The 26,439-nt window shown below is 68.9% G+C and carries 26 protein-coding genes; 3 read left to right on the top strand and 23 right to left on the bottom strand.

Annotated elements, in window-relative coordinates; translation table 11 throughout:
- Positions 1-102: 102 nt before the first annotated feature.
- The 20 genes from VGT00_08170 to glmS form a co-directional block, all read right to left on the bottom strand.
- A complete protein-coding gene (locus tag VGT00_08170) occupies positions 103-453 on the bottom strand; it encodes a hypothetical protein (protein ID HEV8531377.1) in 351 nt (116 codons plus the stop codon).
- A gap of 96 nt (positions 454-549) precedes the next feature.
- On the bottom strand, positions 550-1,074 hold the full coding sequence (locus VGT00_08165) for an adenine phosphoribosyltransferase (protein ID HEV8531376.1): 525 nt from the start codon (positions 1,072-1,074) through the stop codon (positions 550-552).
- Between the two features lie 87 nt (positions 1,075-1,161).
- Complete coding sequence (locus VGT00_08160) at positions 1,162-1,893, bottom strand: HAD-IA family hydrolase (protein ID HEV8531375.1); 732 nt, start codon at positions 1,891-1,893, stop codon at positions 1,162-1,164.
- A gap of 3 nt (positions 1,894-1,896) precedes the next feature.
- Positions 1,897-2,658 (bottom strand): enoyl-CoA hydratase-related protein, encoded by a 762-nt coding sequence (locus VGT00_08155; protein ID HEV8531374.1) that lies wholly within the window; start codon positions 2,656-2,658, stop codon positions 1,897-1,899.
- 122 nt (positions 2,659-2,780) lie between these two features.
- Positions 2,781-3,101: a rhodanese-like domain-containing protein gene (locus VGT00_08150; protein ID HEV8531373.1), complete on the bottom strand. Its 321-nt coding sequence runs from the start codon at positions 3,099-3,101 to the stop codon at positions 2,781-2,783.
- 257 nt (positions 3,102-3,358) lie between these two features.
- Complete coding sequence (locus VGT00_08145; protein ID HEV8531372.1) at positions 3,359-4,474, bottom strand: ABC transporter ATP-binding protein; 1,116 nt, start codon at positions 4,472-4,474, stop codon at positions 3,359-3,361.
- Entirely contained in the window at positions 4,471-5,640 is a 1,170-nt protein-coding gene (locus VGT00_08140; protein ID HEV8531371.1) for an MFS transporter, read from the bottom strand. Before VGT00_08140 ends, VGT00_08145 begins: the two co-directional genes overlap by 4 nt.
- A gap of 4 nt (positions 5,641-5,644) precedes the next feature.
- Positions 5,645-7,273 (bottom strand): iron ABC transporter permease, encoded by a 1,629-nt coding sequence (locus VGT00_08135; GenBank protein ID HEV8531370.1) that lies wholly within the window; start codon positions 7,271-7,273, stop codon positions 5,645-5,647.
- A gap of 50 nt (positions 7,274-7,323) precedes the next feature.
- The gene (gene pelG / locus VGT00_08130) at positions 7,324-8,724 is read right to left on the bottom strand and encodes an exopolysaccharide Pel transporter PelG (protein ID HEV8531369.1); all 1,401 of its coding nucleotides are present in this window, start codon (positions 8,722-8,724) and stop codon (positions 7,324-7,326) included.
- A 3-nt stretch (positions 8,725-8,727) separates the two neighbouring features.
- The gene (gene pelF, locus VGT00_08125) at positions 8,728-10,245 is read right to left on the bottom strand and encodes a GT4 family glycosyltransferase PelF (protein ID HEV8531368.1); all 1,518 of its coding nucleotides are present in this window, start codon (positions 10,243-10,245) and stop codon (positions 8,728-8,730) included.
- Positions 10,238-11,233 (bottom strand): HEAT repeat domain-containing protein, encoded by a 996-nt coding sequence (locus VGT00_08120; GenBank protein ID HEV8531367.1) that lies wholly within the window; start codon positions 11,231-11,233, stop codon positions 10,238-10,240. The genes pelF and VGT00_08120 overlap by 8 nt, the downstream gene beginning before the upstream one ends.
- Complete coding sequence (locus VGT00_08115; GenBank protein ID HEV8531366.1) at positions 11,230-12,582, bottom strand: GAF domain-containing protein; 1,353 nt, start codon at positions 12,580-12,582, stop codon at positions 11,230-11,232. The genes VGT00_08120 and VGT00_08115 overlap by 4 nt, the downstream gene beginning before the upstream one ends.
- A gap of 7 nt (positions 12,583-12,589) precedes the next feature.
- Positions 12,590-13,036 (bottom strand): hypothetical protein, encoded by a 447-nt coding sequence (locus VGT00_08110; protein ID HEV8531365.1) that lies wholly within the window; start codon positions 13,034-13,036, stop codon positions 12,590-12,592.
- 143 nt (positions 13,037-13,179) lie between these two features.
- Positions 13,180-14,619, bottom strand: a complete 1,440-nt coding sequence (locus VGT00_08105) for a tetratricopeptide repeat protein (GenBank protein HEV8531364.1) — start codon at positions 14,617-14,619, stop codon at positions 13,180-13,182.
- A 10-nt stretch (positions 14,620-14,629) separates the two neighbouring features.
- Positions 14,630-16,840 (bottom strand): tetratricopeptide repeat protein, encoded by a 2,211-nt coding sequence (locus VGT00_08100; GenBank protein HEV8531363.1) that lies wholly within the window; start codon positions 16,838-16,840, stop codon positions 14,630-14,632.
- A gap of 29 nt (positions 16,841-16,869) precedes the next feature.
- Positions 16,870-19,077: a hypothetical protein gene (locus VGT00_08095; protein HEV8531362.1), complete on the bottom strand. Its 2,208-nt coding sequence runs from the start codon at positions 19,075-19,077 to the stop codon at positions 16,870-16,872.
- A 6-nt stretch (positions 19,078-19,083) separates the two neighbouring features.
- Positions 19,084-19,905, bottom strand: a complete 822-nt coding sequence (locus tag VGT00_08090; protein ID HEV8531361.1) for an endo alpha-1,4 polygalactosaminidase — start codon at positions 19,903-19,905, stop codon at positions 19,084-19,086.
- A 221-nt stretch (positions 19,906-20,126) separates the two neighbouring features.
- Positions 20,127-20,462 carry an STAS domain-containing protein gene (locus VGT00_08085; GenBank protein ID HEV8531360.1) on the bottom strand — a complete coding sequence of 112 codons (336 nt, stop codon included), beginning with the start codon at positions 20,460-20,462 and terminating at the stop codon, positions 20,127-20,129.
- Between the two features lie 12 nt (positions 20,463-20,474).
- Positions 20,475-20,936 carry an ATP-binding protein gene (locus VGT00_08080; protein ID HEV8531359.1) on the bottom strand — a complete coding sequence of 154 codons (462 nt, stop codon included), beginning with the start codon at positions 20,934-20,936 and terminating at the stop codon, positions 20,475-20,477.
- On the bottom strand, positions 20,933-22,765 hold the full coding sequence (gene glmS, locus VGT00_08075; GenBank protein HEV8531358.1) for a glutamine--fructose-6-phosphate transaminase (isomerizing): 1,833 nt from the start codon (positions 22,763-22,765) through the stop codon (positions 20,933-20,935). Before glmS ends, VGT00_08080 begins: the two co-directional genes overlap by 4 nt.
- Positions 22,766-22,916: 151 nt before the next feature.
- On the opposite strand from glmS, the gene VGT00_08070 reads away from it, so the two are divergent.
- The 3 genes from VGT00_08070 to VGT00_08060 all read left to right on the top strand — a co-directional run bounded on the left by VGT00_08070 (position 22,917) and on the right by VGT00_08060 (position 24,653).
- The gene (locus VGT00_08070) at positions 22,917-23,381 is read left to right on the top strand and encodes a DUF2127 domain-containing protein (protein HEV8531357.1); all 465 of its coding nucleotides are present in this window, start codon (positions 22,917-22,919) and stop codon (positions 23,379-23,381) included.
- 206 nt (positions 23,382-23,587) lie between these two features.
- The gene (locus VGT00_08065; GenBank protein ID HEV8531356.1) at positions 23,588-23,833 is read left to right on the top strand and encodes a hypothetical protein; all 246 of its coding nucleotides are present in this window, start codon (positions 23,588-23,590) and stop codon (positions 23,831-23,833) included.
- A gap of 559 nt (positions 23,834-24,392) precedes the next feature.
- Positions 24,393-24,653, top strand: a complete 261-nt coding sequence (locus VGT00_08060; protein ID HEV8531355.1) for a hypothetical protein — start codon at positions 24,393-24,395, stop codon at positions 24,651-24,653.
- A gap of 203 nt (positions 24,654-24,856) precedes the next feature.
- Here VGT00_08060 and VGT00_08055 read toward each other — a convergent pair whose 3' ends face one another.
- The 3 genes from VGT00_08055 to VGT00_08045 all read right to left on the bottom strand — a co-directional run bounded on the left by VGT00_08055 (position 24,857) and on the right by VGT00_08045 (position 26,269).
- Complete coding sequence (locus VGT00_08055) at positions 24,857-25,255, bottom strand: hypothetical protein (protein ID HEV8531354.1); 399 nt, start codon at positions 25,253-25,255, stop codon at positions 24,857-24,859.
- 435 nt (positions 25,256-25,690) lie between these two features.
- The gene (locus VGT00_08050) at positions 25,691-25,975 is read right to left on the bottom strand and encodes a hypothetical protein (GenBank protein ID HEV8531353.1); all 285 of its coding nucleotides are present in this window, start codon (positions 25,973-25,975) and stop codon (positions 25,691-25,693) included.
- Between the two features lie 51 nt (positions 25,976-26,026).
- Positions 26,027-26,269, bottom strand: coding sequence for a hypothetical protein (locus VGT00_08045; protein ID HEV8531352.1), 243 nt, complete (start codon positions 26,267-26,269; stop codon positions 26,027-26,029).
- Positions 26,270-26,439 lie beyond the last annotated feature (170 nt).

The following is a 26,439-nucleotide window of genomic DNA, read 5'->3' as shown; positions in this document are numbered from 1 at the left end:
CCGCAGCCGATGACGCCAACTTGCTTGATGGCCATGCTTGAACAACCTCCCCGGGACGTGCTCCCTGGAACGTGAGGCGGAGAGCGAGGAGCGGCGGTACGGCTACCTGCGGCCGCGGCCGGGCAGCGGAACGGCCGCCATCTCGTGGGCGATATCCCCGGGCGGGCACGGGTTCTTGATCATCACGCTGACGGAGGCCGAATCCGTGCCATAGCGAACCGAGCCATCCGGCATGACCTGCCCATCCGTGGGGCGGGGTGACTTGGAGAGCTCGGTGTCCCGGCGAAGGCCCTCCTTCATGATGGTCTCGGGCTTGTCCGCGGGCCGCGACAGCATTTGGAGGATCAGCGGGGCATTGAGGCCCTGGCGAAGCTCTTCCCCCGCGGCCGGCGCGGCCGCCGCGAGCAGCAGGATCAGGAGCGCCGCCGTGGCAATACGCATCGAACTAGTCATGAATCCCCTCCACCACCATGGCCATACGATACCATGGCCCGCCCCCTGGAGGCCGGCGATGGTGCTCTCCCTCACGCCATGGTCCATTCAGGCTCCCTAGTCGTATTGGATGAGGGACTCGATGCGGTAGCCCTTCAGCCGCTCGCGCCCTTTGAGGAATCTCAGCTCGATGAGGAACTCCGCCGCCACCACGACACCCCCGAGGCGCTCGACGAGACGGAGGGTGGCGGCCATGGTGCCGCCCGTGGCGAGGAGGTCATCCACCACCACGACCTTCTGGCCCGGGCGGATCGCGTCTTCGTGAATGGCGAGGACATCACGGCCATACTCGAGCTCGTACTCTTCCTCTATCACCCGCGAGGGCAGCTTGCCTTTCTTGCGCACCGGCACGAAGCCGGCCCCCAGCTGCTGGGCCAAGGCCCCGCCGAAGATGAAGCCACGCGACTCGACTCCCACCACCACGTCCACCGTTCCCTTGCCATGCTTGGCGGCCAGATGCTCGATCACCGCGGTCCAGGCCGGGCCATCCTTGAGGAGCGTGGTGATGTCCTTGAAGAGGATGCCTTCAGTTGGGAAATCCTTGATATCGCGGATTTTCGATCTGAGCGCGGCCACATCCATAACGGGCGTCGATCTTACGCGTGACAGTTCCATGACGCAATACGAAAAGACCCGGGGACTGAGTCCTCGTGTAGGGAGGGAAGGCGCTCAGGTATCGAGGCGATCGGCGAGCTGACGCAGATCGGTGACCACGAGATCGGCATGCGCGGCCCCCGGCGTGCCCGCGGCCGCGAAGTGGATGCCGCGCATGCCGACACCTTGGGCTCCCCGGACATCAGCGACCGGGTTGTCGCCGACATGGGCCACGTGATGCGGCTCGGCGCCGAGACCGGCGAGGGTGCGGCGGAATATTTCCGCATCGGGCTTGCGGTAGCCGACTTCGTCGGAATACGAGATGACCGAGAAGTGACGCAGGAGATCGTAGCGTTCGAGGACCTTCCTCAGGATGATGCCGGGAGTGCGGCCCGTGTTCGACACGATCCCGAGGGCGATCCCGCGCGCGGCGAGCGCCCGCACGGCTTCGTCCGCCCCCGCGCACAGGGCGGGCGGGAGGCGCAGCACGGGCTCGATGTAGCCGGCGAGCGCCTCCTCGAAGTGCGCGGAGGGCATCGTCTCGCAGACGCTCGGGGAGATGATCTCGAGCACGAGCCGCACCTGCTCCTCGATGCGCGGATCGCGATCCTGGCTCCAGAAGCTCTCGGTGAGCGCGCGCTCCGAGCGATCGTAGGCCTCCACGACGAGCGACTCCTCGAGCTCGCAGCCGGCTCGACGGACGGCCCGGTGGAGGGCCTCGATGCGGAGCCTCCGCTGGCCGCGCAGGTTCTCCGCCGAGTCCTGAACGAGCGTCTCCCAGAAGTCGAAGGTCACCGCCTTGATCATGGCTTACTCGAACCGGGGCTTGCGCTTCTCGAGGAAGGCGAGGGTCGCCTCGCGGGGCTCGTCGGTGGCGTAGCTCTGAGCGAAAGCATTGATGCCGAAGCGGATGGCCGAGGACAGATCCGCGTTTCGCCACCGGACGATCAACTCTTTCTGCAGGCGAATGGCGCGGGGGGCGCAGGTGAGGATGCGCTCCACGATCTCGACAGTCACCGCCTCGAGCTGGTCCAGCGGCGCCACGCGGTTGACGAGCCCCCAGTCTAAAGCCTGGGCGGCGCCCACCGGCTCGCCCGTCAGCAGGATCTCGGCCGCGCGCCCGGGTCCGACGAGGGCGGGCAGGAGGGCTGCCTCGATCACCGAGGGCACGCCGACCTTGACCTCCGGCAATCCTAGAAGCGCGCCATCGGCAGCCGTGCGGATGTCGCAGGCCATGGCAAGCTCGAAGCCGGCGCCCAGACATGGGCCGTTGACCATCGCGATGGTCGGGAAGGGCGCCTCGTGGACGGCGTGGATGGTCTCGTGCAGCGAGGTGATCAGAGACTTGGCGGAGGCAGGCGTGAGATCCCGCAGCACCTGCACCTGCATGCCCGCCGTGAAGGCGCGGCCGGCCCCCGTCAGCACCGCCGCGCCCACCCCGGCATCACGCGCGAGGGCGTCGAACGTCTCGCGCACGGCCGCGATGAGGTCGGGCGTGAAGAGATTGAGCGGAGGCCGGTCCAGGGTCACCCACGCGCAGCGGCCTTTTCGCTCGACCCGAACCAGATCCAATTATTCAGCCCTCGCCTCGCCGCCGATCCACTCAGCCCTCGCCTCAGGGCTTCGCCCCTCAGCTCGAACTACCACGCCTGCAGCTCGTCGGCAGCGTCTCAGCTCGAAAATCAACTCAGCCTTTAGTAGCGACGCATCGAGGGATCGATGCTTCGCGCCCAGGCGTCGAGGCCGCCGGCCAGGTTCTTCACGTTGCCGAAGCCGAGGCTGCGCAGGTACTCGGCCACGGCGGCGCTGCGGACCCCCTGGTGGCAGTACACCACGATCTCATCGGCGGCATTGAGCTCGTCGGTCCTGAGCTCGATCTCCTCGATGGGGATGTGGACGGCGTTCTCCAGCCGGCACAGCTTGGTCTCCCAGTCCTGGCGCACGTCGAGGAGCACTACAGGGGCGCGCTCGTCCAGGCGCGCCTTGAGTTCGGCCGGCGTCAGCTCGTTGGTCATTTCTCAGCCCTCGCCTCGCCGCTCTTCTCGCCTGCGGCTCGTCGGCAGCGTCTCAGCTCGAAAATCTTCTCAGCCCTCGCCTCGCCGCTGATCCATTCAGCTCTCCCCTCAGGGCTTCGCCCTTCAGCTCGAACTGCCACGCCTACGGAACCAACCCAGCTCTCGTCTCGCGCCGGCCCCAGGCCAGAGCGTAACTCGAACAGCGGGCAGCGTCTCAGCTCGCAAGCCCATCATCAGACCCTCCGGCCCAGAAGATATCATGGCCCGGGCCGCTCGTCGGGGAGGAGGACGGAGGTCTCGGGAGACACCTCGATCTTGACCTCGTCGCCGAGGCGAAAGCTCCGGCCCACGAGGGCGGAGGTGATCATCTCGACCTTGACGGTGGCCCCGGGAATGCTGACGTCGTAGAGCTGGCGCGACCCCTCGAAGATGTGGCCGGCCACCGTGCCGGGAATGCCTCCGGGCGCGAGGGCCGCTTCCTCCACCCGCAGCGCCTCGGGCCGCAGACAGAGAAGGGCGCGCGCGCCCGCCGTCCACGTGTGCGCGCCGGAGGAGACGGGCAGGCGCGCGCCGCCCGCCGTCTCCACCACCACGCCCATCTCACGCAGCTCGGTCACACGAACGGGCACGAGATTGGCCGCGCCAACGAACTCGGCCACGAATGCGTTGCGGGGCTTCCAGTAGATCTCCTCGGGCTTCCCCTCCTGGATGAGGGAGCCGCCCGAGACCACTCCGATGCGGGTGGACAGGGAGAGCGCCTCGGCCTGGTCATGGGTGACGAAGAGGGTGGTGATGCCGACCTCGCGATGCAGCCGCGCGAGCTCGAGGCGCATGCGGGCGCGGGGCTGCGCGTCCAGCTCCGAGAGGGGCTCGTCGAGAAGCAGGAGCCGCGGCTGGACGACGAGGGCGCGCGCCACCGCCACGCGCTGCCGCTCATCTCCCGAGAGCTCGCGGGGCCGGCGCGTCTCGATGCCGGCGAGGCCGACCTGCTGGAGGGCCGCTTTGACCTTGCCCTCGAGCTCGGCCCCCCGCGCGCCGCGCTCGCGGAGCCCGAAGGCCACGTTCTCGAACACGCTCAGGTGGGGCCAGAGGGCGTAGTCGCGGAAGACCATGCCCAGGTTCCGCTTCCAGGGCGGCACGTCATCGATGGGCTCGTCGTCCACCACGATGCGCCCCTCGTCCGGCGTGATGAAGCCCGCGAGCATCCGGAGGAGCGTGGTCTTGCCGCTCCCCGAGGGCCCGAGGAGCGTGTAGAACTCGCCGGGACGAATGGAGAGCGAGATGTCGCGCACGGCCCACGAGCCGCCGAAGCGCTTGCCCACGCCCTCCATCCGAACCTCCGACACCCTGACCACCGTCTCGTCCTGACTCACGACCCTGCCTCCTTCCCCCCGCGTCCCCGCATGCCGAGCCCGGCCACCAGGGGCACGACCAGGAGTCCCAGCGCGGCCACGGTCAAATAGACGGCGGCCGGGGGCAGCCACGCGAGAAGCGTCGTGGCGAGCACGGGACCGATGAAGCCGCCCGCGATCCGCGATGAGTTCACGATCCCGATGGTCATTCCCGACGCCCGCTGCGCGATGGCGGCCACGGACAGGGGAAAGACCGGCGCGATGCACAGCACCTGGAAGAATCGCACGATGCCGAAGCTCCACACGCCGGGAGCCAGGGCGAGCCCGCCCAGCCCGAGCGACGAGGCCGCGAGAAACCAGACGATGGTCGTCCGATCGCCCACGATCTCGCCGAGGCGCGGCGCGGCCATCGAGCCGAGGGCCGCGGCCAGGCCGGTCGCCATGATGAGGAGCCCGCCCACCTCCAGGGTCCTGGCCGGGGGCACGCCGAGCGGCGGGAGGATCGTCGGCAAGATGGCCGTGAGGAAGAAGATCTGGGTCGACGCGGCCAGCACGAGCAGACACACCGTGGTGATCTCGCGGACGGATGCCGTCTGGGCCCGATCATGCCCCGACCCCCGATGCTCTTGTGAAGGGACACCCCAGCCCACCAGCGCCGAGCACGCCCAGAGCATGCAACCCGCCATCACGAAGGACAGGCGAAAGCCCAGGCGCGCCGCCACCAGGGCGCCCGCGGCCGGTCCCATCACCTGCCCCAGGGTCATGCCCGACTGGATGGCCGATATGCCGCGCCGGACATCGCCGCCGCGCCGCCCCACCATGATGAAGGCGAACGTGGAGACGGCGCCCATGAAGCCCAGGAGCATTCGCGAGAAGAAGAGATGCGTCAGCGTCCGGGAAACCGCCATGAGAAAAAAACCGCCGCCCTGGAGCATCTGGGTGGCGACATAGGAGCGCTTGGGATTGCGCTCCCCGAAGATGCGCGCCGAGAACGGCGCCATGACCATGGTGACGAGCGAGCTGATGCCCAGGATCAACCCCGTCCAGCGCAGAGTCCCCGCCGCGTCCAGGGTCGACATCTTCTCGATGTAGAAGGGCAGGCTCACCTGGATGAATGACCAGGCAAAGGTCCCGATGAACATGGACAGCGGCAAGGCCCAGAGTCCCCGCCCCCGGCCCGCCGTCATCGTCTCAGGTCCGCGCCGATCCGCCGGCGCGGAAGGCGAGCCGCGCGGCCACCCCGGTGCCCGCGGCCACGATGGCGATGGCGATCACGCCGAGCGCGGCGCCGGGGCCACGGCCACCGGGCGAGTGCATGGCGACGAAAATGCCGTAGGAGAGCGGCCCCAGCTCCGGGCGCGGCACGAGCAGGAGGGTCGACGAGAGATCCGATGCCGAGCTCACGAAGGCGAGGAGGCCGCCCACGAGGAGACCTCGCGTCATGAGGGGCGCCGTGATCTTGCGAAAGGCCCGGGCGCGGCTGGCCCCAAGGCCCTGGGCCGCTTCTTCGAGCGCGGGCGGGAGCGCCTGGAGCGCCGCGTAGCTGCTGCGCACCGTGTAGGGCAGACGCCCGACGGCATAGGCGGCCACGAGTACGAGCCAGGTCGAGGTCAGCGGCGCGTCCAGGCCCGGAACACTCCAGCCGTGGAAGATGCGCAGATAGCCGATGGCCAGCACCACCCCGGGCACGGCCAGGGGCATGGTCGCGAGGGCATGAAGCCACGCGCGTCCCCGGGTTTGACCTCTGAGCAGGAGCCAGGCGATCACCGTCCCCAGCCCCATGTCGATGCAAGCGGCCAGCACGGCGTAGCGGAGCGTGTTCCAGATGACGGGGGGCGCCCGCCAGAAAATTTCCGCGTAGTGGGCCGTGGTGTAGGCGCTCGGAAGCGCCGTGTGGTCCCACACCTTGGAAAGGGAAAGAAGAAAGACGCCCAGGTGGGGAAGGAGCACTGGACACAACAGCAACGCCGCGATCGCCCATACCCCCGCGGCGCCCCCGGCGGCCAGGATGATGGAAGGCCTCTTGCCGCTCTGGCCCCATGCCGTCAACTCCTCCCGCCCCAGGGCGCGCTGGAAGAGCCCGAGCGCCCCGAGCGAGAGCGCGAGCAGGACGACACAGATGACAGATGCCTCCTCGTCGGCGAGGCCGGCGGTGGTCACGCGCACATAGGCCTGGGGGGCGAGGAGCCTCGTGTAGTCGAGCATGAGCGGCGTGCCCAGGTCATCGATCACGCGGATGAAAATCAAAAGGGCGCCGGCAGCGTAGCCTCTCAGGGACAGAGGCAAGAGGATGCGCCGGTGGAGGCGCACCCCCGAGGCGCCGAGCATCTGCGCGGCCTCCTCCAGCGAGCGATCGATAGCGGACAAGGCCGCGGCCGTGCTGACCATGATGACGGGGAAATAGTGGAGGGTCTGCACCAGGACGACGCCGCGGAGCCCCTCCATGAAGGGAACGCTCAGGCCGAAGCGCTGGAGCAGGAAGAGATTGACCATGCCCTCCCGGCCCAGGACCTGCTGGAAGGCGATGGCCCCGACGAATGGGGGAATGACGAGGGGCAGAAGCCCGAGGGTGGTCAGCAGCCGTCGTCCCGGAAAGTCGTAGCGGACCGTGAGCAAGGCCAGCGGGATGGCGATCAGACTCCCGAGCGCCACGACGAGCACGCCGGAAACCAAGGTGTTCGCGAGGGCCTGCAAGAAGAGCGGCCTGGCCAAGACGGTCCCGAGGATGGCCAGCGTCGGCCGGTGGTCGACGGCCACTGCGCCGATCACGGTGTCGACGAGCGGGAGGACCACGGCCGCTCCCAGGAGCAGGAGCAGCATGGCGACCACCACTATCTCCGCCCGCGACCCCTGGGGAGCGGACCTCCGCGTCACGAGGCGGCGGCCGGCTGGTCCTCGGGGACCATGGGTTGGGAGGCGAAGGTCAGGTATTCGAGATCGCGCAGCGTCTGCTCGAGCCGATGATAGGCCCAGCCCGCGGCCAGGAGAGCCGCCAGGGGATATCCCTGTCCATAGAAGCGAGGGCCCGCCCACAGCGTGGCGGCGGTCAGAGTGAGATTGGCGGCGAGGAAGATGGCCGACACCTCGGCGGCGTCGCGGCGCCGATCGAAGTAGAGCAGGATGATGGTGCCGAAGAGGGCCAGGACGTGCAGGGCCGCGCCCACCAGGAGCGGCCGCAGCATGGCGGCCTGCAAACGATCCAGGCCCAGACCGGAGGCGATCCAGGGGGCGAGGGCAACGAGCCCGAGCGAGAGCGGCCCCTGGGCGAGGAAGACCCGACGCAGGCTTTCGCGCAGGCATTGGGCCATCCGCTCCTTGGCCTGCAGCACCTGGCCCAGGGTGCCGTGCTTGCTCACGGCTCCGTAGTACTCACGGAAGCGGTCGTAGAAGTCGGTCTCGACGCGGACGAGGAAGATGGTGAGCGACGGCACCACGGAGAGATAGGCCAAGAACACCGCGGTATCGTAGGGCGAGCTCCAGAACCAGCTCGCCACGCGGCGGCCCTCGGCGGAGAGCCAGAATACCGCGCGGTCGGCCACGATCGCCGCGTTGTAGCAGATGCCCGCCACGGCGAGGGCCCCGTACTTCGAAAGGACGCGTCTGAAGCGGAGCCGCTCGGCCGCCCCGCGGGCGGGAAACTCCCGCTCGATGCGGGCGGCGAGCACGAAGACGATGGCCGTCTGGCCAAGCAGAAAGCCCCCCAGGTATCCTTCGACGCCCCAGAGATAGCCGCCGCCGAGGGCCGCGGCCGCCGAGACGGCATTGCCCATGAAGAAGGCCGCGACCACGCTCGCGTAGTCCTGCGCGGCGCCCACGAAGATCATGGCGATCCACGTCGACGACACGACGACCAGCAGCATGACGCCGAAGAGACGCGTGCCGGGCTGGAGGCCGGGGGCCAGACCGTAGAAGATCGCGCCCACGAGCAGATGAGCGAGGGCCGTCCAGCCCATGGTCCAGCGAAAGGCCGTCACCACGAGGCCGAGCCGCCCCAGATAGAGGGCGTCGGCGAGCTGGCGCGTGACAAGCATCTGGAACGCCCCCGTGGTGACCAGGGAAAACGAATACGTCCACGCCACGATGGTGCGAAAGACATCGCGGGCGGGATCGTCGACGATGTGGCGGGAGAGCAGGCTCAGGGAGGCCAGCGTGAAGATGCTGAGCAGCCAGGGGCCTGATGACAGGACGGCGCCGTAGAGGTGCGCGCGCAGCCAGCCCCCATAGCTCTCCTCGGCGATGAGCCGCTTCAGCCGGAAGCCTATTCCCGCCATGGCTCAGGGAGTCCTTCTCGCGGCCGGGAGATCGGGAGCGGCCGCCATCAAGCGGCGGTAGATGTCGCGATAGCTCGCGACGAGATCACGCTCCTGGTAGAGGGCGCGGATCCGCTCGCGAGCGACGCGACCCATCTCCTGACGGAGGCCCGGATCGCGCGCGAGGGAAAGCAAGGCCTCGGCCGTGGCGCCGGGGTCGGCCACCCCCGTCACCAGCCCGCTCGGCCCGCGCGCCCGGTCGAGGCGATCCCGCCCGTGCAGCAATTCCCGGCAGGCGCCCACGTCGGTGGCGACCATGGGAAGCCCGGCTGCCCCCGCTTCCAGCACGACGAGGGGCAGGCCCTCTGACACGCTGGTGAGGGCGACCGCGTCGAGGCGCGCATAGATCTCCCGCACATCCACGGTGCCCGTGATCTCGATCCGATCCTGGATGCCGAGGGTGGCGGCGAGGGTCCGGCACTCCGCGACATAGTCCAGATCCTCGTCGATGGGCCCGGCCAGCACCGCGCGCGCTCCCGGCAGGTGCTCGACGAGGATCTTGAACGCGCGGATGAAGGTCTTGACGTCCTTGATCGGCACGATACGCCCCACGAAGCCGACACGGAACTCGCCGGGCGCGGCGCCCACCGGCTCGAGCGTGGCCAGCGGCTCCATGTCCACGCCATTGGGAATGACGAGGGTCTTGGCCGGATCGGCGCCGTCACGGATCTGAGCCTGGCGATTGCCCTCGAAGATCGTCACGATCAGGTCGGCGTGTTCGTAGGTGAGCTGGGAGAGCCGCACGAAGAGCCGCGTCCAGAGGTCTTTGAAGAACCCCGGCCCGACGGCGAGGCTCATGGGGCCCTGTCGCTTGACGTAGATCCACTCGGCCTGGTCGATCTCGCTCCGGCGCTCGCGCGCATAGATGCCGTGCTCCGTCAGCAACATGGGGCGCCCCGTCCGGACGCCAGCCAGGGTGGCGGCGAGCCCCGCCCAGCCCGTGGAGACCGTGTGATAGACGGCGGCTTCGGGAAACGCGGCGTGCATGAGCCGGAACATCGGCAAGTGGGTGAAGCGCCAGGTCCAGTAGTAGTCCACGAACGAGACATCGGCGGCGCGCGCTTCATAGATCTGCCGGACGACTTCCCAGGAGGGCTTGCCATAGAGATAGTCGTGGCCCGAGGGCCCGCGACCCGGGGCGGGAGCGATGCGCTCCATGAGCTCGGCGAATCCCGCCGTCCGCTCGTCCTGGAGCTGATCGTGGAAAGTCCGCACCACCTCCCAGTCCTCGGGCTCGAGCGGCTGGCCATGCGCATCAGGCTCGTCGCCGCCATGCAAGCCGAGATTCGACAAGCTGACCACATTCGATGGCAGCGGATACTGGGCGGTGGGCGTGGTGCCCGCGGTGGCGCCGATGTGGAAGAGGGCGAAGCGGATCTCCGGCAGGGCACGGAGCAGCTGGTGTATCCAGGCCGACACGCCTCCCGTGACATACGGATACGTACCTTCGAGAATCAGGCAGACATCCGCCCTCTCAGCCATGTTGAGCCCCCCGCGGCGGCTCGGCGCCCGCCCACCAGGCGAGACGCTCGTCCTGCCGGCCGGCCGCCACGGCGCCGCGGGCCAGCCGGCCGAGCTCGGCCCATCGACGCTCGCGGAAGAGCACCTCGGCAAGCAGAAGATCGAGGGTGCCCGACGGCGTCGCCTCCTCGGCCTCGCGCGCCAAGGCCTCGGCCTCGTGCAGCTTGCCCAGCCCCATCAGCGTCTGCACCAGTCCCACGGTGGGCGGCAGCCAGCCCGGCCGCCGCGCCCGTGCCCGGCGGTACGCGGCTTCAGCCTCGCCGAGCCAGTGCTGGCCCATGGTCGGATCCAGGAGATGCGAGCCCCAGTAGGCCCGGCAGGCTTCCCCGAAGGCGTGCCATGCCGTGGCCGAATCGGGCTCTTCTCGAAGGCGCTCCTGGCCGCGGGCGATCTCCCGCGTCAGTCGTTCCTCGACGCGCTGGAGGGCCGCGGAGGCCGCCATTTGCACGTCGCGGTCGGCGGCCCCCAGCGCCTCGCGCAGCAGATCCACGGCCGCGCCGTCGCCTCGCCGGCCGAGCAGGTCGATGGCCCAGCGCTGGGTGCGAGGGTCACCCGCGCGAATGAGATCGGCGAGCGGCTGCACGGACACCTGCTGCTGTACCCACTCGGAGACGCGGTCCACGGACTCGGGCGGCAGGGCGGGCGCGGGCAGGTCGCCCATCTCCGAGTGCATGTCTTCGTAGATTCCCGTGGGCGGGACCAGCACGGCCCAGAGTCGAACGCCGGCGACGCCGAGCAGCCCCAGGCCAGGCAGAGCGAGCACGGTGCCGAAGACATAGAGCCTCTCGTCGGGCCGGGTGCGCTCGGCCAGCGCCCAGGCGGCGGACAGAGTGGCCAGGCCATGGAGGGCGGCGGCCAGGGGAAGCATGCCCATGCCGGCGGCCCAGAGCGCGAGACCGGCCCCCGCCTCCATCAGCGCGGCCAGGACAGCCAGGAGGCCGCGGGTCATGCCCGCGGACTCTGCCCCGGCTCCCGCACGGGCAGCACGCGGACCGAGAACTCGAGGTCGCGGTCCTCGTCGGCATAGGGCGCGAACTGAAAGGCGGTGATCTCGCGGTCGATGCGGGCGGCCACGACCGCGGCGCCCTCGGCTCCCGTCTCGGGCAGGATGACGGCGAAGGCATCGTCGGTCGCGTAGCGGCAGACGATGTCCACGTCCCGGAGCGCGTGATTGAAGACGAGCGAGAGCACGCGCCCCAGCTCGGCCCGGCGCGCCTGCGCCACGAGCTCGAGCCGCTGGATGCGGAAGATCACCACGGAGAGAGGCCGATCGTAGCGCGCGGCGCGCGCCTCCTCCTCCTCGAGCCGTTGCTGGTAGTAGGCATACGTATAGGCGCGAATGAGATCGTCCTGGATGGTGCGGGCGCGCGTGCGCTCGTGTGTCCTGGCATTGTCCACGGCGAGGGCCGCCCAGTTGGCCACGAGTCCGAGCCGGTCCAGGGCGACGGGATTGAGACGCAGGAAGGGCAGGCGGGTCACGGTGAGGCAGCCCAGGAGGGCGCCCTCGCGGCCGGTGAGCGGCGCCGCCATGACAAAGGGCGCGCGCTGAAGCTCCTCGGCCGTGGAGACCGTCATGAGATCGCGCAGGCTCTGCGCCTTACCCTGACGGATGGCCAGCCCCGCGAGCCCTTCGCCCGGGTTGAGCTCCGTGAGGGGCGGCGGCGCGCCTTCCGCGGCGCGCAGCCGCAAGACGTCGCCGTCGAGCAGATAGAGCTGGCAGGCGTCGGCCTGCAGGAAACGCCGCGCCGTCTGGGGAATGGCCGGGTAGAGCCGATCGATGTCGAGGGTCTCGAGGGCCTGGGCGGCGGCATAGAGATTCGAGAGCGAGGCGCCCTCGTCGGCCACGCGCCTCTCGAGCTCGTGCTTGGCCTCGGAGGCGGCCATGAAGCGGACGGCCTGGTCGGCGAGCTCGTCCTCGAGCTCGCGCACGCGCCGTCCCAGGCTCTCCGTGTCTCGCCGGCGCTCCTGCCGGATCGCGCCCAGGAGGAAGCCCGTGCTCAGCAGCAGGAGGGGGGTGACGTAGGTCTGCAGGCTCCGCATCATGCTCCAGGACAGGTCCTCGGCGCGGCCCAGCCGGCACGCGAGCTCGAGACCGGACATCACGAGCGCCGCCATGATCCCCTCGCGAAGCCCGTGGCGTGCCGCGATGACGGCCACCAGGGCGAGCGCGGGATTGGGCTGCCAGCCCAGATAGCCGATATCGTGCGGCAGGAAGAGGACATTGGCGATGGCGAGCACGATGATCCCCGCGGCGAGCTCGAGAAGATACGCTTCGACGCGGGGGAGGGCGCCGCTCACCCGGCGCTTACCGCGCCCGGGCGTCGCCCAGCGCGCCGGAGAGATGCGCGGCCATGTCCCGGGCAATGGACTGGGCCACGCTCGACAGACCCTCCTGCCGCCAGGACGATCCGGACCGCGCGTAGCTCGCGGTCCACACCAGCTCGCCCGTGGCGACATCGACGACCCGTGCGGTCACGCCGACGACGGGCGTCTCGGAGAGACCCGGCCGGTAGCGGAACTCGGTCACGGCGCCCTGGAGGACGTGAGACACCTGCAGGAGACGACCCATACGCTGGGCCGAGGGCAAGCGCCCGGCATCGGCGGGATCGAGGTTCTCGCGGCGGAGGAGATCGGCGACTTCACTCGGGTCCATCACGGCCACCGGCCCCGAGGCCAGGAGCTCGGACACGAGCAGCTCGGAGACGGAGGCGCCGGGCCGGACGGCGCTGGTCTGGTTCTCGAAGGGGAGCACGGCGAGCTTGCCTATCCGCGCGGCGCCGGGGCGGGTCCATTCCTGGCTGGGGCCCGCGCAGGAGAGCAGGAGGAGCGTCGCCAGCAGCGCCAGTGCCGTGCGCGCCCCGCGCTGCGCCGTCTCCGTCCCACTCTCCCTGGACGTCAGTAGAGGATCTCCAGATTGGCGGTGAAGAGCTGTTCTGTCCCCCCGAGCAGGCCTCCGTCCGTGTTCCGATTATAGAGCACGCGCATCTCGACCCAGCGCCGAATTCGCCACCGCACCTCGCCGAGCGCCTCCCAGGAGCTGACCTGCCGGTGGAGATCTCGGTGCCCGGTGGAGCCGACCTGTACCCGCAGACCCTGGAGCACCTCCCAGCCGATGAGCAGTCCCATGCCCAGCATGTCGCGACGGCGTATGAAGCCGATCTGCTCGCGGAGCGGGCTTCCCGCCACCGGCGTGTACTCCTCGAAGAAGAGCTGCGGGGCGAGGGTGACCTGCAACGGATGCTCGTGCCAGAGCGCGACCTCGGCCCGGCCCCCGCCTTCCCACGTGTGCCCGAGCTCCTCGCCCGAGGCGCGGTAGTTCCGGTACTCGTAGTGGGCGAAGACGACCGCGCGGTCGGTCAGACGCCGGCTGAGATCGAGCGTCGCGCGGTCCCGGGTGCCGCGAAGCGGGATGGCCACCACGGGATTGGTCACGATCTCGTGGACGGCCGCGTCGAGAGTCAGCGTCAGCAGGCGGCCATCATCGAAGGCTCCGCCCAGCCTCAACGTCGTCTGGGCCGTCTCGTGCCGGATGGGCTCCTCCAGCCCGGCGCGGAGGAGGAGACGTCTGGTGGCCTGGAAGCCGACTTCGACGAGCGGAGTGACGATGTACTCGTTGAAGGCTGGCTCCCCGGAGCTCGCCTGCTGGTGATAGTGGCCGTAGCGGGTTCCTGCCCGCACCCACCACTGCTGGGCGACCCAGGCCTTCCAGGTGAACTCGTCGACGTGATGCGAGGCCTGCTGCTGATAGAGGCTGAGATGACTGTACTGCAGACGCGGCGAGTACCCGGCGAGGAGATCTCGATGAGCCGCTCGCCAGTCGTCATGGTCGGGACTCCGCTCCAGCAGGTCCGAGTAGATGGACAGCGCCTGCGCCCAGCGCCCGGCGGCGACCCGGGCCGAGGCCAGATCGGCGCGGAGACCGAGGTCGTCCGGAGACTCCTCCACGAGCGCGGCCAGGATGTCCGCCGCTCGACTGGGCGCGCCGCGTTCGAGCTCGAGGCGCGCCTGCAGCCGTCGGACCCTGGCCGAGCGCGGGTCCGACAGCAGGAGCCGGCCGAGCTCGCCTTCCGCCCGGTCCGTGAAGCCCGAATCGAGGAGGAACTCGACATGGTCCGCCCGCAGGGCCTGGTCGTCCGGGTACTTGGCGAGAAGGATGCCGAAAGCGGCCAGAGCTTCTTCCGTTCGGCCGAGGCGCGAGAGAAGGCGGGCGCGGATGATCTCGGCCTCACGAGTTTCTTCTCGGGCCGGCGGCGCTGGTTGGGCCGACGGCGCCTGAGCGGCGGCAGGGGCGACTCCGGCCGCCGCGATTGCCAGGGCGACCAGGAGCCGGACCAAGGTGGTCGGCCTATCTCGTGGCTGACCGTGGTGGGAGAAGCCGCAAGGCCTTCTCGTACTCGGCCCGGGCACGTCCCTCATCGTGCTCGGCCGTGTAGATCTCGCCCAGCAGGTAGTGCACTTCGTAGTCGCCGCCCTTGAGACGATTGAACCGCTCGAGCGCCTGTCTCGCGCGCGGTCGGTCGCCGCTCCAGGACAGGAGCTGGCCGACCCTCTTGAGGGCCTCGAGGTCATCGGGCTCCCGCTCGAGCAGCGCCTGATAGGCGCGCAAGGCGGCATCCTGGCGGGACAGGGCGAGGCTTCTCCGGCCTATCTCTCGCAGAATGGCCGGATCGCGCGGCCGCAGCCGCTGGAGAGCTTCGAGCTGGGCCAGAGACTTGGCGGGAGCGCCCGTCGCCTCGTAGAGCTCGGCCAGGGCCAGCCGGGCGCTCACGTTCGCGGCCGCGTCCGGCTTGTCGCCACCCGCCGCGAGCACCGCCTCGTATTCGGCGATCGCGTCGTTCGGCCGTCCGAGATCGGAGAGGAGGCGCCCGGCCTTGAGCCGGGCTTCGATCTTCGGCCCGGGGGTCGCGGCCAGGTATCGTCGCCATACCCCGAGCCCGTCCTCCGTGCGCTTCGCCTCGGTCGCGAGACCGAGATAGCGAAGGGCGAGTGTTTCGTCGGCCGGCTGCCGGTCGACCAGAGGACGGAGCAGCCGAAGCGCCAGGTCGGCGCGGCCGAGTCCCACCGCCGTGTCGATAGCCTCCTTCCGCAGCGCCGCATCGTCCGGGCGTCGCGACAGGAGCCGCTCCGCCAGCCGCACGAAGTCCGCCGGGCGGTTCTGAAAACGGTAGAGCTCGGCGAGCCTGACCGCGGCGGCATCGGGAAGCGTGCCTGCGCGGTCCAGTCTCTCGTACACGCCTATGGCGTCGGGTTCCCGGCCTGTCCATTCGTAGAGCTGGGCGAGTCTCAGGGCGGGCTCCAGCGCGCCGGGCTCGCGCTCGACCATGGCGCGCTGGCGCGGAATGGCCTCGGGCACGCGATTGGCGGCCACCAGAGCATCCGCGGCGCGGCGGGCATAGCGAGGGTCATCGGGGAAGAGCCGGGCGAGCCGATCCAGGACCGCCACCGCTTTGTCGGTGTCTCCCGCCGCGCTGGCGGCCGCGATCACGCGCTCGGCCAATGCCCGGTCGCCGGGACGCGCCGCCGAGGCTCGCTCGAGCAGCGCGGCGGCCCGGGCCGGCTGGTTGGTCCACTCGTAGAGCTGGGCGAGCGTCGTCTCCAGGCTCGCGAGACCCGGCTCGAGCTCGAGGGCCCGCTCGTAGACGCCGATGGCCTCGCGCCCGCGGTCCTGCGCGACCAGGAGCGCCCCGAGGGCGACCAGAGCCTCGGCGTCCCGGGGCCGGAGCGCCACGAGCTCGCGCTGGATCTGGATGGCGCGCGGGACATCGCCGGCCGCGCGGTAGATCTCGACGAGGCGGCGCCGCGCGGCTTCGTTCCGCGGATCGCTTTCCCGAGCGCGCTCGAGGAGGGCCAGCTCCTCGACGGGCGCGGAGGTGCCCGGCTCGGGCAGGAGGCGCGCGCGCGCCGCCGCGTCTTGAGGATGGAGACGGGCCACGATGCGCCAGCGATCGAGCGCCTGCTTCTCGTCGCCGAGCGAATCGTAGACCTCGGCGAGGAGCCGCTGGCCATCCGCGTCCGCGGGCCGGCGCTCCGCATAGGCGACGAGGGCCGGCAGCACCTCGCCCTGCTGGCCGAGGACACGCGCCGAGACCACGAGATCCTCGAGGGTGTCGCGCACCGTCGGCCCCAGCCGGAGGATCTCGTGGAGCGAGGTGAGCATGAGATCGTACTGACCCAGCCATTGCGAGAGACCGAGAAGTCGCATGAGCCGCGGCTGGTCCGCCGCCTCCCCCGTGGGCGGCATCTGGGCCAGCACGCGGACGGCCTTCTCGGGCTCGCGGTTCCACTCGTGGACATCGGCGAGAAGCACGCGGGCGTCGCGGCGGCCCGGGAAGCGGCGGACCACCGTCTCGAGCGCCGCGATCTGTCGCTCCGGGTCCCCGAGCGCCTCGTAGACCGCGGCGAGGCCGACCCACGTCTGCGGGTCGGAGGGGTCGCGGCGGAGCTGCTCCACGAAGGTCTCGCGCGCGAGCACGTACTCGCGCCGCGAGAGATAGGCCCACCCGAGGTCGGTCGGGGACGGCGTGACGAGAGCCAGAAGCAGCAGAACCCCGATCACGGATCCCCATACCTTCCACCTGTTGAGGCTCACTGGACGCGGACCTGGATTTCCGGGCTGTCGCCGAGGGAGAGCGCGAGGAGGCCGTCGCTCGAGACGCGGGCACGCACGCGGCGCGTGGCTTCGCGTCCGATGATCTCGACCTGCCGCTCCTCCCCCGCCCGCAGGCCTCCGATCTCCGCGGACTTGGCGCCGACTCCGTCGATCTTGAAGCTGAGGTCTTTCGGCTGCCACCGGGACACGCGGTGGCTGGCGTTCGCCAGATAGGGACCGGGGCCGGGCGTGGCGGCGAGCACGATGAGCGCCTCACCCGATCCTTCGAGGTGGACGTAGAGCGAGCCCTGATGGCGGGTGAAGCCCAGCACCCCGCGTGACCTCGCCATGTCCACGGCCGCGGGGCCGCCGTGGAATCGACCAGCGTCGAACCGACCCGCGTCGAACCGAATAGTCCGGAGCGCGCCATGATCCCAGACACGAAACCCCGCGCCCGCGCGAGCGACGCGGGCCGTGCGGAAGCCCTCCACCATGGCGAGATACTCGCTGGTGAAGACCGGAGCTACCGGTTGTCGCCTCGCCCACTCGTAAACGACACGCAGGGCGGCCAGCGAGGCCACGCGCTCGCCCGAGTAGAAGTGATAGTAGACATTGACGGGGCTGACCCGGCGCGGGGTTTCGGTGCTCTTGAAGGTCTCGAGGACGTGACGGAAGCCGTAGAAGGGCCCGGCCCAGAGATTCGTGTACAGGTTCTCGTTGGCCGCTGACGTGTAGCTTTGCCAGTACTTCCCGACCTGGCGCCCGAGCGGGGCCACCTTCGTATAGGAGGGCCACTCGCGATCGAACATGGAATCGCCGCCATTGATGTTCGGCAGCCCCAGTCGCTCCACGAGAGCCAGAGCCTCCTCGGTCACCCGTGTCGACCCCGACCACTGGAAGAGCCGGACGCGCTTGCCGCGGGGCAGGAGCCGCTCGTCGATGTAGCGGACGGAGCCCGCGATCTCCGTCTCCACGGAGTACGGCAGGCGCGGCAGATCGAAGCTTCGCGTGCGCCGCTCCCAGTCGAGAGGGTGCGTGAAGGAATGGCTGGCCGCCTCGACATTGGGCAGGGCGAACATGGCGCGCGCCAGGGCCTGGGTTCGTGCCGAGCCCAGGAGCTCGGGATCGACCTCGGCCACCACGACCGAGACGGAGACGGGCAGCGGCACCTTGGCGAGGATCTCGTCGTGAATGATCTCGCCGGACAGGGCCTGGGGCCGCACCTCCGAGACATTGCGCATGCCGTCGCCGTCGATGTGGCTGTAGAAGAGGCGCCGGCCATTGAGCGTGGTGACATCGGGCCGGGGCCAGTCCTCGAGGCCCAGGGCCGCCTCGAAGAAGGCGAAGGGGTTGATCCACCAGCGCGTGCGAAAGGCCTCGAGCTGCTGGTAGGAGGCGTCCACGCGCGCGCTGCCCCCGGCCCTCGGCGCGGCATAGGGCACGGCCTGCTGGTAGCGGACATAATCGTCCCCCGCGAAGCCCCCCCACGGGCCCGTCACGACCAGGTGGCTGTCCGAGTCGGGCGCGTCCTTGCGGCCAATCGTGAGGTGAATACGGTTGTCGGCTCGGCGCGAGACGACCTGATAGTAGTTCGGCAGGGCGGGCGGCAACGCTCGCTCGAACTCCACCATGGCGGCATTCTTCTGGCGAAGCTCGATGACTCGCGAGTTGCCCGTCCAGCGGCCACGAAACTCGAGACCGGTGGGCATGAGGGCCAGGGAGATCTCGTCCAATCCGGGGGTCTTGAGGGTGTTGCGATCTCGATACGCCCCGAGGTTGCCGAGGATCACGACGCGGCGGCCCGCGCGGATCTGTGCGGCCAGCCATTGGAGATAGCCGAGGGGGTCGTCGATCTCCTCGGTCTGGTACCAGGTCAGCACGCCACGGTAGCGGTCCATCTGGGCTTCATCGGGGAGGCCACGCGTGACGTCGTGGTAGTCGACGACGAGCCCGAGCCAGTTGAGCGGCATCTGGGCCCAGGCGTGGACCTCGTTGAGCCAGGCCGTCTTGGGGCGGGCGCCCTCGACGGCATTGTAGAGCTCAGCGGACTTGTAGAGGGCGAGGACCCGTCGAGGCAGCTCGCCATCGGCCGGCGTCACTTCGGCGCGGCGTCCCCCGGCGGCGGGGCGCGGACCCAGGGTCAGTGCTCCCGTCGCCAATGTCCCCTTCAGCAGGGCGCGCCGGGATAGCACCGCCTCGGGCATCGGCCCCTAGCGTAGCGTCTGAGTGAAAACTTTGTCCAGTCCGATCGTAGAAATATAGGGAATGAGGCCCGCGGCTCGGGCTTCGCGGATCAGGCTCTGCGTCCAGGCGGGGTCATCGGGCGGAGCGTACTCCAGAGCCAGCACGGGCAGCCCGAGCGCGGTGACGCGTCGGAGGGCTCCCGCGCGCTCGCGCGCCGCGCCGGGGGCGCGGGCCCGATACCGCCGGGCCTTGAAATCGTACTCGGTCCAGATCGACTCGACCGCCACGCCGGCCAGCATGGGGCGGCCACGCTCGACGAGGGGCAGCCCGCCGTTGAGGACGAGCAGCGCTCGTGGATGCGCCCGGTGCAGGACGCCCAGCACCCGCTCGAGCGCCGCGGTCGCCCCACCGTAGCGTCCCGGCTCGGCGCGCTCGAGCTCGATGGGCGTATCCGCGGTGTCGAGAAAGAGCCCGTTGACCGGGCCCGTCAGGGCCGCCGGCACCACCTGCTCGAGCAGCCAGCGCTCATAGGCCGGTGCGCGCGGGTCGAGTCGCCGCGTCTCGGGCCAGTTCGGATTGGGAGCGAGAACCCACGGCTCGGCGGCGATGGACGGATAGGCCGGAGAGTGGATATTGACCTCACCCAAGCTCACATACATGAGCAGCAAAGCGCCGTGGCTCTTCACGTTGTTCAGCGGAGGGTGCCGGGTGGGATCGAGGACGACGAGGTCGAAACGGGCGAGATCGGCAGCCGTCTCGGGCGCTGCCCCATAGTAGACGGCCCAGGTCTTGATGCCGCCGAGAGGGCCGGTGGCCGATGGGTCGGCCCATGCGGTGCCGCCGGACATGATCGCCAAGGTGACGGCGAGCAGCCGGCGGCCTAGCGGTCTCTTCGAGTAGTTCGCATGTCCTCCCGACCGGGAATGTTCTGCTTCGAGCGCCGGCTTCGCCGGCGCAATTCTCAGATTGCTCGCCTCGGACGGCAGGGCCCCAGCCCCGCGACGTCCTCCGGCTCGCACTGCGTCGGGGGGAGGCTCCGGAAGGGGGGCGGAGCCCTCCTCCGAGCCACCTAGCGCCAAGAGGCGAGCGCCTCCTGACGTGTCGGGTGGACGCTCATGGCCTTGATCAGGCGGGTCATCTCGAAGATGGCGCGGACGTCCTCCTGCAGCCCGCAGAGCCGGACGTCACCGCCCGCGGCACGAGCCTGCTTCATGGCCGCGACGAGCACGCCCATGCCCGAGCTGTCGATATAACCCACGCCGCCCAGATCCATGACGAGCCGGGATTGACCCTTCCCGATGAGCCCGCCGAGCGTCCGCTTCACCTGGTCCGCGGCCGCCATGTCCAGGTCGCCTTTCGGCGCGACCACGGTCACCTCACTGGACTGGGTCACATCAATGTCCATGCTCTCCTCCGCTCACGAACGGGGCGCCCCGCCCTCTTTACCGGCCGCAGGACCACGGCCGGGGCGGTATTTGACGATGGTCCACCGGGTGCCGCGTTCCCGGGCAATGTCCACGGAGAGGTTATCGGCAATCGTCTTCACCAGGAAGATACCGTATCCGTGGTCGGGCACGGCCTCCAGGTTCGGCGCCTCGTATTGCTCGGCGTCGAAGGGCTTGCCGAAGTCCTCGACCTCTATCGTCAGCGCCTCCTCGGAGGCCCGCACGGAGACACGGATGGGCTTTCCGGACTGACCCTCATAGGCGTGCTGGATCGAGTTGTTGCAGAGCTCACCCACGGCCAGGAGCAGGTTCGACTGGTCGGGGCGCGGGAGGCCATGCCCTTCGAGCTCCTCGCGCAGCCACTTCCGGAGGCGGACGAGCTCTCCCGCCTCGCTCGTCATGGAAAAGATGCCGTCGGCGGTCGGACGCGTCATTCGACGGTCACGCTCTTGGCGAGGTTGCGCGGCTGGTCCACGTCCGAGCCCTTGAGCACCGCCGTGTGATAGGCCAGGAGCTGGAGGGGCAGCACGAGAAGGATGGGCTCGAGCCATGGCGAGGTCCGCGGCACCACGATGATCCGGTCCGCGGCGCTTGCCGGCATCTCGGGATCCGTGGTGACGAGCGTGACCCGCGCCTCGCGCGCCCGGACCTCCGAGAGGTTGGACAAGAGCTTGACCTGATCCTGACCGCTCCCCGCCACGGCCACGATGGGGAAGCGGGGGTCGATCAGCGCGATGGGCCCGTGCTTCATCTCGCCCGCCGGATAGCCCTCGGCGTGGATGTACGAAAGCTCCTTGAGCTTGAGCGCGCCCTCGAGGGCCACGGGGTAATTGATGCCCCGCCCGAGGTAGAGGACGCTCCGCGCCTCCGCCAGGATGCGGGCTTCCTCGAGCAGGGCCGGCTCGACGGTGAAGGCGTGCTCCACCAGACCCGGGAGCCGGACGAGATGCTCGAGGAAATTCTGCGCCTCCACCGGGCTGAGCGTCCCTCGCGTCACGCCCCAGTGGGCGGCCAGGAGGGCGAGGGCGAGGATCTGGCCCGTGAAGGCCTTGGTCGAGGCGACGCCGATCTCGGGGCCGACCAGGGTCAGCACCGCATCGTCGGACTCCCGGACCATGGAGGAGGTCGGCACATTGCAGACCGTGAGCGTCCGCACCCCCTGCCCGCGGATGCCCCGAAGCGCGGTGAGCGTGTCGGCGGTCTCGCCCGACTGCGAGATGGTGAGGAAGAGCGAGCGCTTGGGCAGAAGCGCGGCACGCCCTCGGAATTCTGACCCGTAGTCCACACGAACCGGGATGCCCGCCAGCCCTTCAATGAGATAGCGGCCGAGGAGCCCGGCGTGCCATGACGTCCCGCAGGCCACGATCTGGACATGCTCGAGCTCGCGGACTTGGTCGCCCGTGAGGCCGACGCCGTCGAGCACCACGTCACGGCCACTGTCGGCGATGCGGCCCGAGATGGTCTGGGCGAGCACGCGCGGCTGCTCGTGGATCTCCTTGGCCATGAAGTGGCGATAGCCTTCCTTGCGCACGGCCAGGCTCTCGCGATCCACCTTGTGGCGGGGCCGCTCCACATGCCGCCCCTCGAGGTCGCTCAGCCCGACCCCCGAGGCGTCGATCACGCAGACGTCGCCGTCCTCGAGATAGCTCACCGCCTCGGCGTAGGACTGGATGGCGAGGACGTCGGAGGCGAGGAGGAATTCTTTCTCGCCATAGCCGACCACGAGCGGACTCGAGCGGCGCGCGCCGAGAATCACGTCGGGATGCGCGGCCGAGACGAGACCGAGGGCAAAGCTGCCCTCGAGACGCCGGAGGGCCGCCCGGAAGGCCTCCACCAGGTCGAGCCCCCGGGCCAGGCCCGCGGCCACCAGATGGGGCACGACCTCGGTATCGGTGGCCGAGGTGAAATGATGTCCCGCCGCCTCGAGCTCGCGGCGAAGCTCGAGATAGTTCTCGATGATCCCGTTGTGCACGACGGCGATCTGTCCCGCCGCGTCCGTATGCGGGTGGGTATTGGCCTCCGTCGGCGCGCCATGGGTGGCCCAGCGGGTGTGGCCGATGCCCACGTGCGCTTGCAGGGGCTCCCGGAGCACCTCGCGCTCCAGATTGACGATCTTGCCGACCCGGCGGAGGAGCTTGAGACCGCCGTGGAGAGGCACGGCGAGACCCGCAGAGTCATAGCCCCGGTATTCCAGGCGCTTGAGACCGTCCACCACCACGATCTCGGCGAAGCTGTCCCCGACGTAGCCGACGATGCCGCACATGGCCTGGTCAGAATATCATCATCCGGCCGTCGGCCGGGAGTTCCTGGCGCGGTCAGTTTCTCGCGGGAAATCCGCGAGATTCGCGGCAGAGCGTGCCAGGCGCTCGGCGAGCCTCTGCTACTCTCGACCCATGCAAAAGTCGAGGACCTTCATGCGCTCGGGCCCTAGGGCCCTCTGGGTCATCGGCGGCTTCAAGCTCGCCAAGGGCCTCATGCTGGTGGCCGTCGGTGTCGGAGCGCTGCACATGCTGCACAAGGATGTGGCCGACGTGGTCGCCGGGTGGTTCGAGCACGTCCACGTAGACCCGGACAATCGCTATGCCGATCGTGTGCTGACGAGGCTCCTCTCTGTTGACGACCGCAAGCTGAAAGCCATCAGCCTCGGCACCTTCTGCTATGCCGCGTTGCTGCTGACGGAAGGCATCGGGCTCCTGCTTCGACAGCGCTGGGCCGAATACTTCACCGTCATCGTCACGGGCTCGTTCATCCCGCTCGAGCTCTACGAGCTGTCGAGACACGTGACCTTGACGCGGCTGATCGTCATCGCCATCAATCTCGCCATCGTGGGGTATCTCATCGTCCTCTTGCGTCGCGGGAGACCCGCCGGCGTCCATTGAGGCCCCACGTCACTTCCTCTGACCTTCTCCGTCAGAGCCTCGCCCACGCGCCGTCTAACCGGCTGATTGTGCGTGGTCTTGTCGCGTGGCCTTGATCTTGCTGTTCTCCGAGCGGAGGACCATCTTGCTCATGACGCCGTCACCCGCAGCGCGGTAGCGCGCGACCCATGGTGCTGTCACGGTCGCAGGAGGAACGAGTCCTGGCGGTGCTGCAGCGTCAGCTGCCGGGAAGTCTTCCCCTCGGCTACTGCGTCGCCCATCTGGCCGCGGCGGCCAAGGTCAAGCCCGAGCAGCACGTCCATCTCGCGAGATTCCTCTATGCCGTCCTCCGCAAAGGGCAATGCGAGATTCTGGAAGAAGGGCTGTGCTCCGCCGGGGGCCACGAGGTGTTCGAGATCATCGTGCGGGGCCGAGCGAGCTTCCCCGCCGAGCCGCCGCCGCGGCCGCGCTGACGGGCGGTCAGGCGTGGATCCATTCCGTGCCGGTACGCGAGGATGGCCACGAGGGCAAATACCCGCCTTCCTGAGCTTCGACGTAGAACCCGACGCGTTTCAGCTCTCACGGTCGGATCCCGCCGACTGGGCAGGCTACGCCGCGATGTTCGAGTTCGCCCAACAATTGCGGACGAGCTTGGCCGAACGGTCCGGCCGGATCCCGAGGTTCGGCTGATACTTCCGAACGGATCCGCAGATCACGGAAGTATACGGTCGGCCTGATCACGTCCTCGCGACATACCCCGACCGCATGGATCATCTGGAAGGGAGGGGAGACTATTTCGGCGTGCACGCACACTCGATCCGATTGTGCGCGCAGCGGCGCGTCTGGGTTCACGACTTTGACGATGCCCAGCAGATCGCCTCTTCCACCCGCTTCTCACTCGACGCGTACGCTCAGTGGGCCGGCGCGCGCCCGTGCGACGCTTCCGGTCGGGAGCTGGTTTCCTCACGAACGAGCTGGTGAGCTCATGCGGTCGGGCGAAGACTTCCTTAAAAGAACGCTTGATCCCTGCGCGTGATTCCCAAGGCGCTTCTGAAAACACCACGAGCGGCGAGGGGGCTCGACGCTCGCGGGGACGACACCGTCCTGTCGATGCTGCTAGGCCTTGTGGCGGTGTTGTCTCCATGCGATTCCACCCAGCCCCACGAGGCCAGAGCCGAGAAGGATATGTCGCCCGGTGCGGGTTGGGACTTCAGCAAGAAGCTCGTCAAGGATGAGAAGGGATTGATCGATCGGATCGAGGAGCACTGGCGCCCGGTCGCTGAGCCCGCCTGAGCGTGCCGGGGCGGTCCCTGGTCTGACCGATAAGGTAAATCACCGCGCCCATCACCATGAGATACCGATAAGGTAGACCATCACGCCTATCACCATGAAAGAGGCAAGCACGCACTGGACGATCGCGGACTCGTCCATCGGGTTGAGACGGCGGGCGCTCATCGCTCGCCCTCCGTGTTGGAGCAGGAGACGTTGGACTGCTGTTAGAAGCAAGTTCGTTTGGTCCCCACGCAGCGATTGAATTCGTCCTGCCTGGCCTTGTCCTCACGCTTCTGCTGGAGGTTCTGCTCAGCCGCGCTCCGCATGCGCTGCGCGTTCGCCTCGTCCTCTCGATCCACCCTCGACGGGCCGCTATTACCGCCGTATGAGCCGTATAGACCAGTGTACGGTCTGCCGCCCTGCGCGCCTTCGGCGCGAACCGTCGGCAGCCGGCCGATGGGCTTAGCTTTCGCCCGGTACTGCTCTGGCACCATCGAATCCAGCTGCACGTAGTGCGTGTTGCCCTGCTCGTCCACGTACTTGACCTGTGCACTGCTTTGCCCAGCCGGAATGAAAATCAGACCCGCGAGCAACAGAAACGCCAATGTCCGCAGGCGCATCATTTGAACCTCCCACAATCTTGGATTGGTTCGATCTCTCGGCCGGTCTACATCGGCCATACCAATCCAGAGCACGCAGTCCCCGTGCCACACGGAGGCCCCCTGTAAGTCTGCGATTCGCATCGGATTGCGTGTTGCCACCAGAGCATCTCTTCGATTTCTGTCCAGAATAGTCGCGCCAATCGCGTCGGGAACCGTCACGTGAGAGCCACCTCAGGCGCCCGAATTTGCTAGCTAGGCGAGGTTGGTTGTCGCAGGGCTACGAATTCCCCTCATAAACCCAAAGGCTGGATGTTTCCACTTGAAGGGATGCGAACCTCTACGCGGCGCGGGCTTCTCCCACGAATGGGAATGTGAGCCAGACCTGCCTGCGCGCGCACTGCGCGTCACGACAAGAACCCGGGTGCCGCTGGGGTGCCGCAAGCAGCCGTCGCTCGGTCACGAGCGGTGACTCTCCGCGTCGCTCGATGCGCGGGGTGTAATCGTGCAGAACCCCTGCGCCTCGATCCCCAGCGGCACGTTGAACTTGCTGCGGAAGTTCTCGAGGGCCACCGCGGCCGTGAGCTCGACGATCTGCCCCTCGTCGAAGATGGTCCGGAGGCGGGCGAAAAGCTCGTCGCTCACCTTCTGGCCCGTGATGGTCATGGCCTCCGCGTATTCGAGGGCCGCGCGCTCCATGGTCGAGAAGCGCGTGCTCTCGCGCCAGGTCGGCACCTCTCTCACCTTGTCCTCGTCCGCCCCCGCCTGCATCCCCCGGGATGCGTTGATGTCAATTCAGAACGGACACCCATTGATCAGCGCCACGCGGAGATAGAGCAGAGGCAGCAGCTCCGCGGGCAGCCGGCCGGACTTCTCGATGGAGGCTGAGAGCTGGGCGGCCGCCTTGAGGATAGGCGGGCAGTGCGCGAGAACTTTGGTCGGATTCAGTAGGCCCCCGAAGAGCTCATGCTGTCGAGCGAAGACTTCCTTCAAGATGGGATCGCCGCCGTCGTCTTCGATCTCGCGCACTCTGGGCACGGCCGCCTCCTAAGTATCTCGGAGGGGGGCTCCGCCCCCCTTCCGAATCCTCCCCCCGACGCAGTGCGAGCCGCAGGACGTCGTGGGGCTGGGGCCCCGCCGTCCGAGGCAAGCAATCTGACAACTGCGCCGGCCAAGCCGGCGCTCGAAGCCGAACGTTCTTGCTCGCG

Source organism: Candidatus Methylomirabilota bacterium (assembly GCA_036002485.1).
GTDB lineage: Bacteria > Methylomirabilota > Methylomirabilia > Rokubacteriales > CSP1-6 > AR37.
Note: the sequence above shows the minus strand (reverse complement) of the source record. Positions and strands in the feature narration are given on the sequence as shown.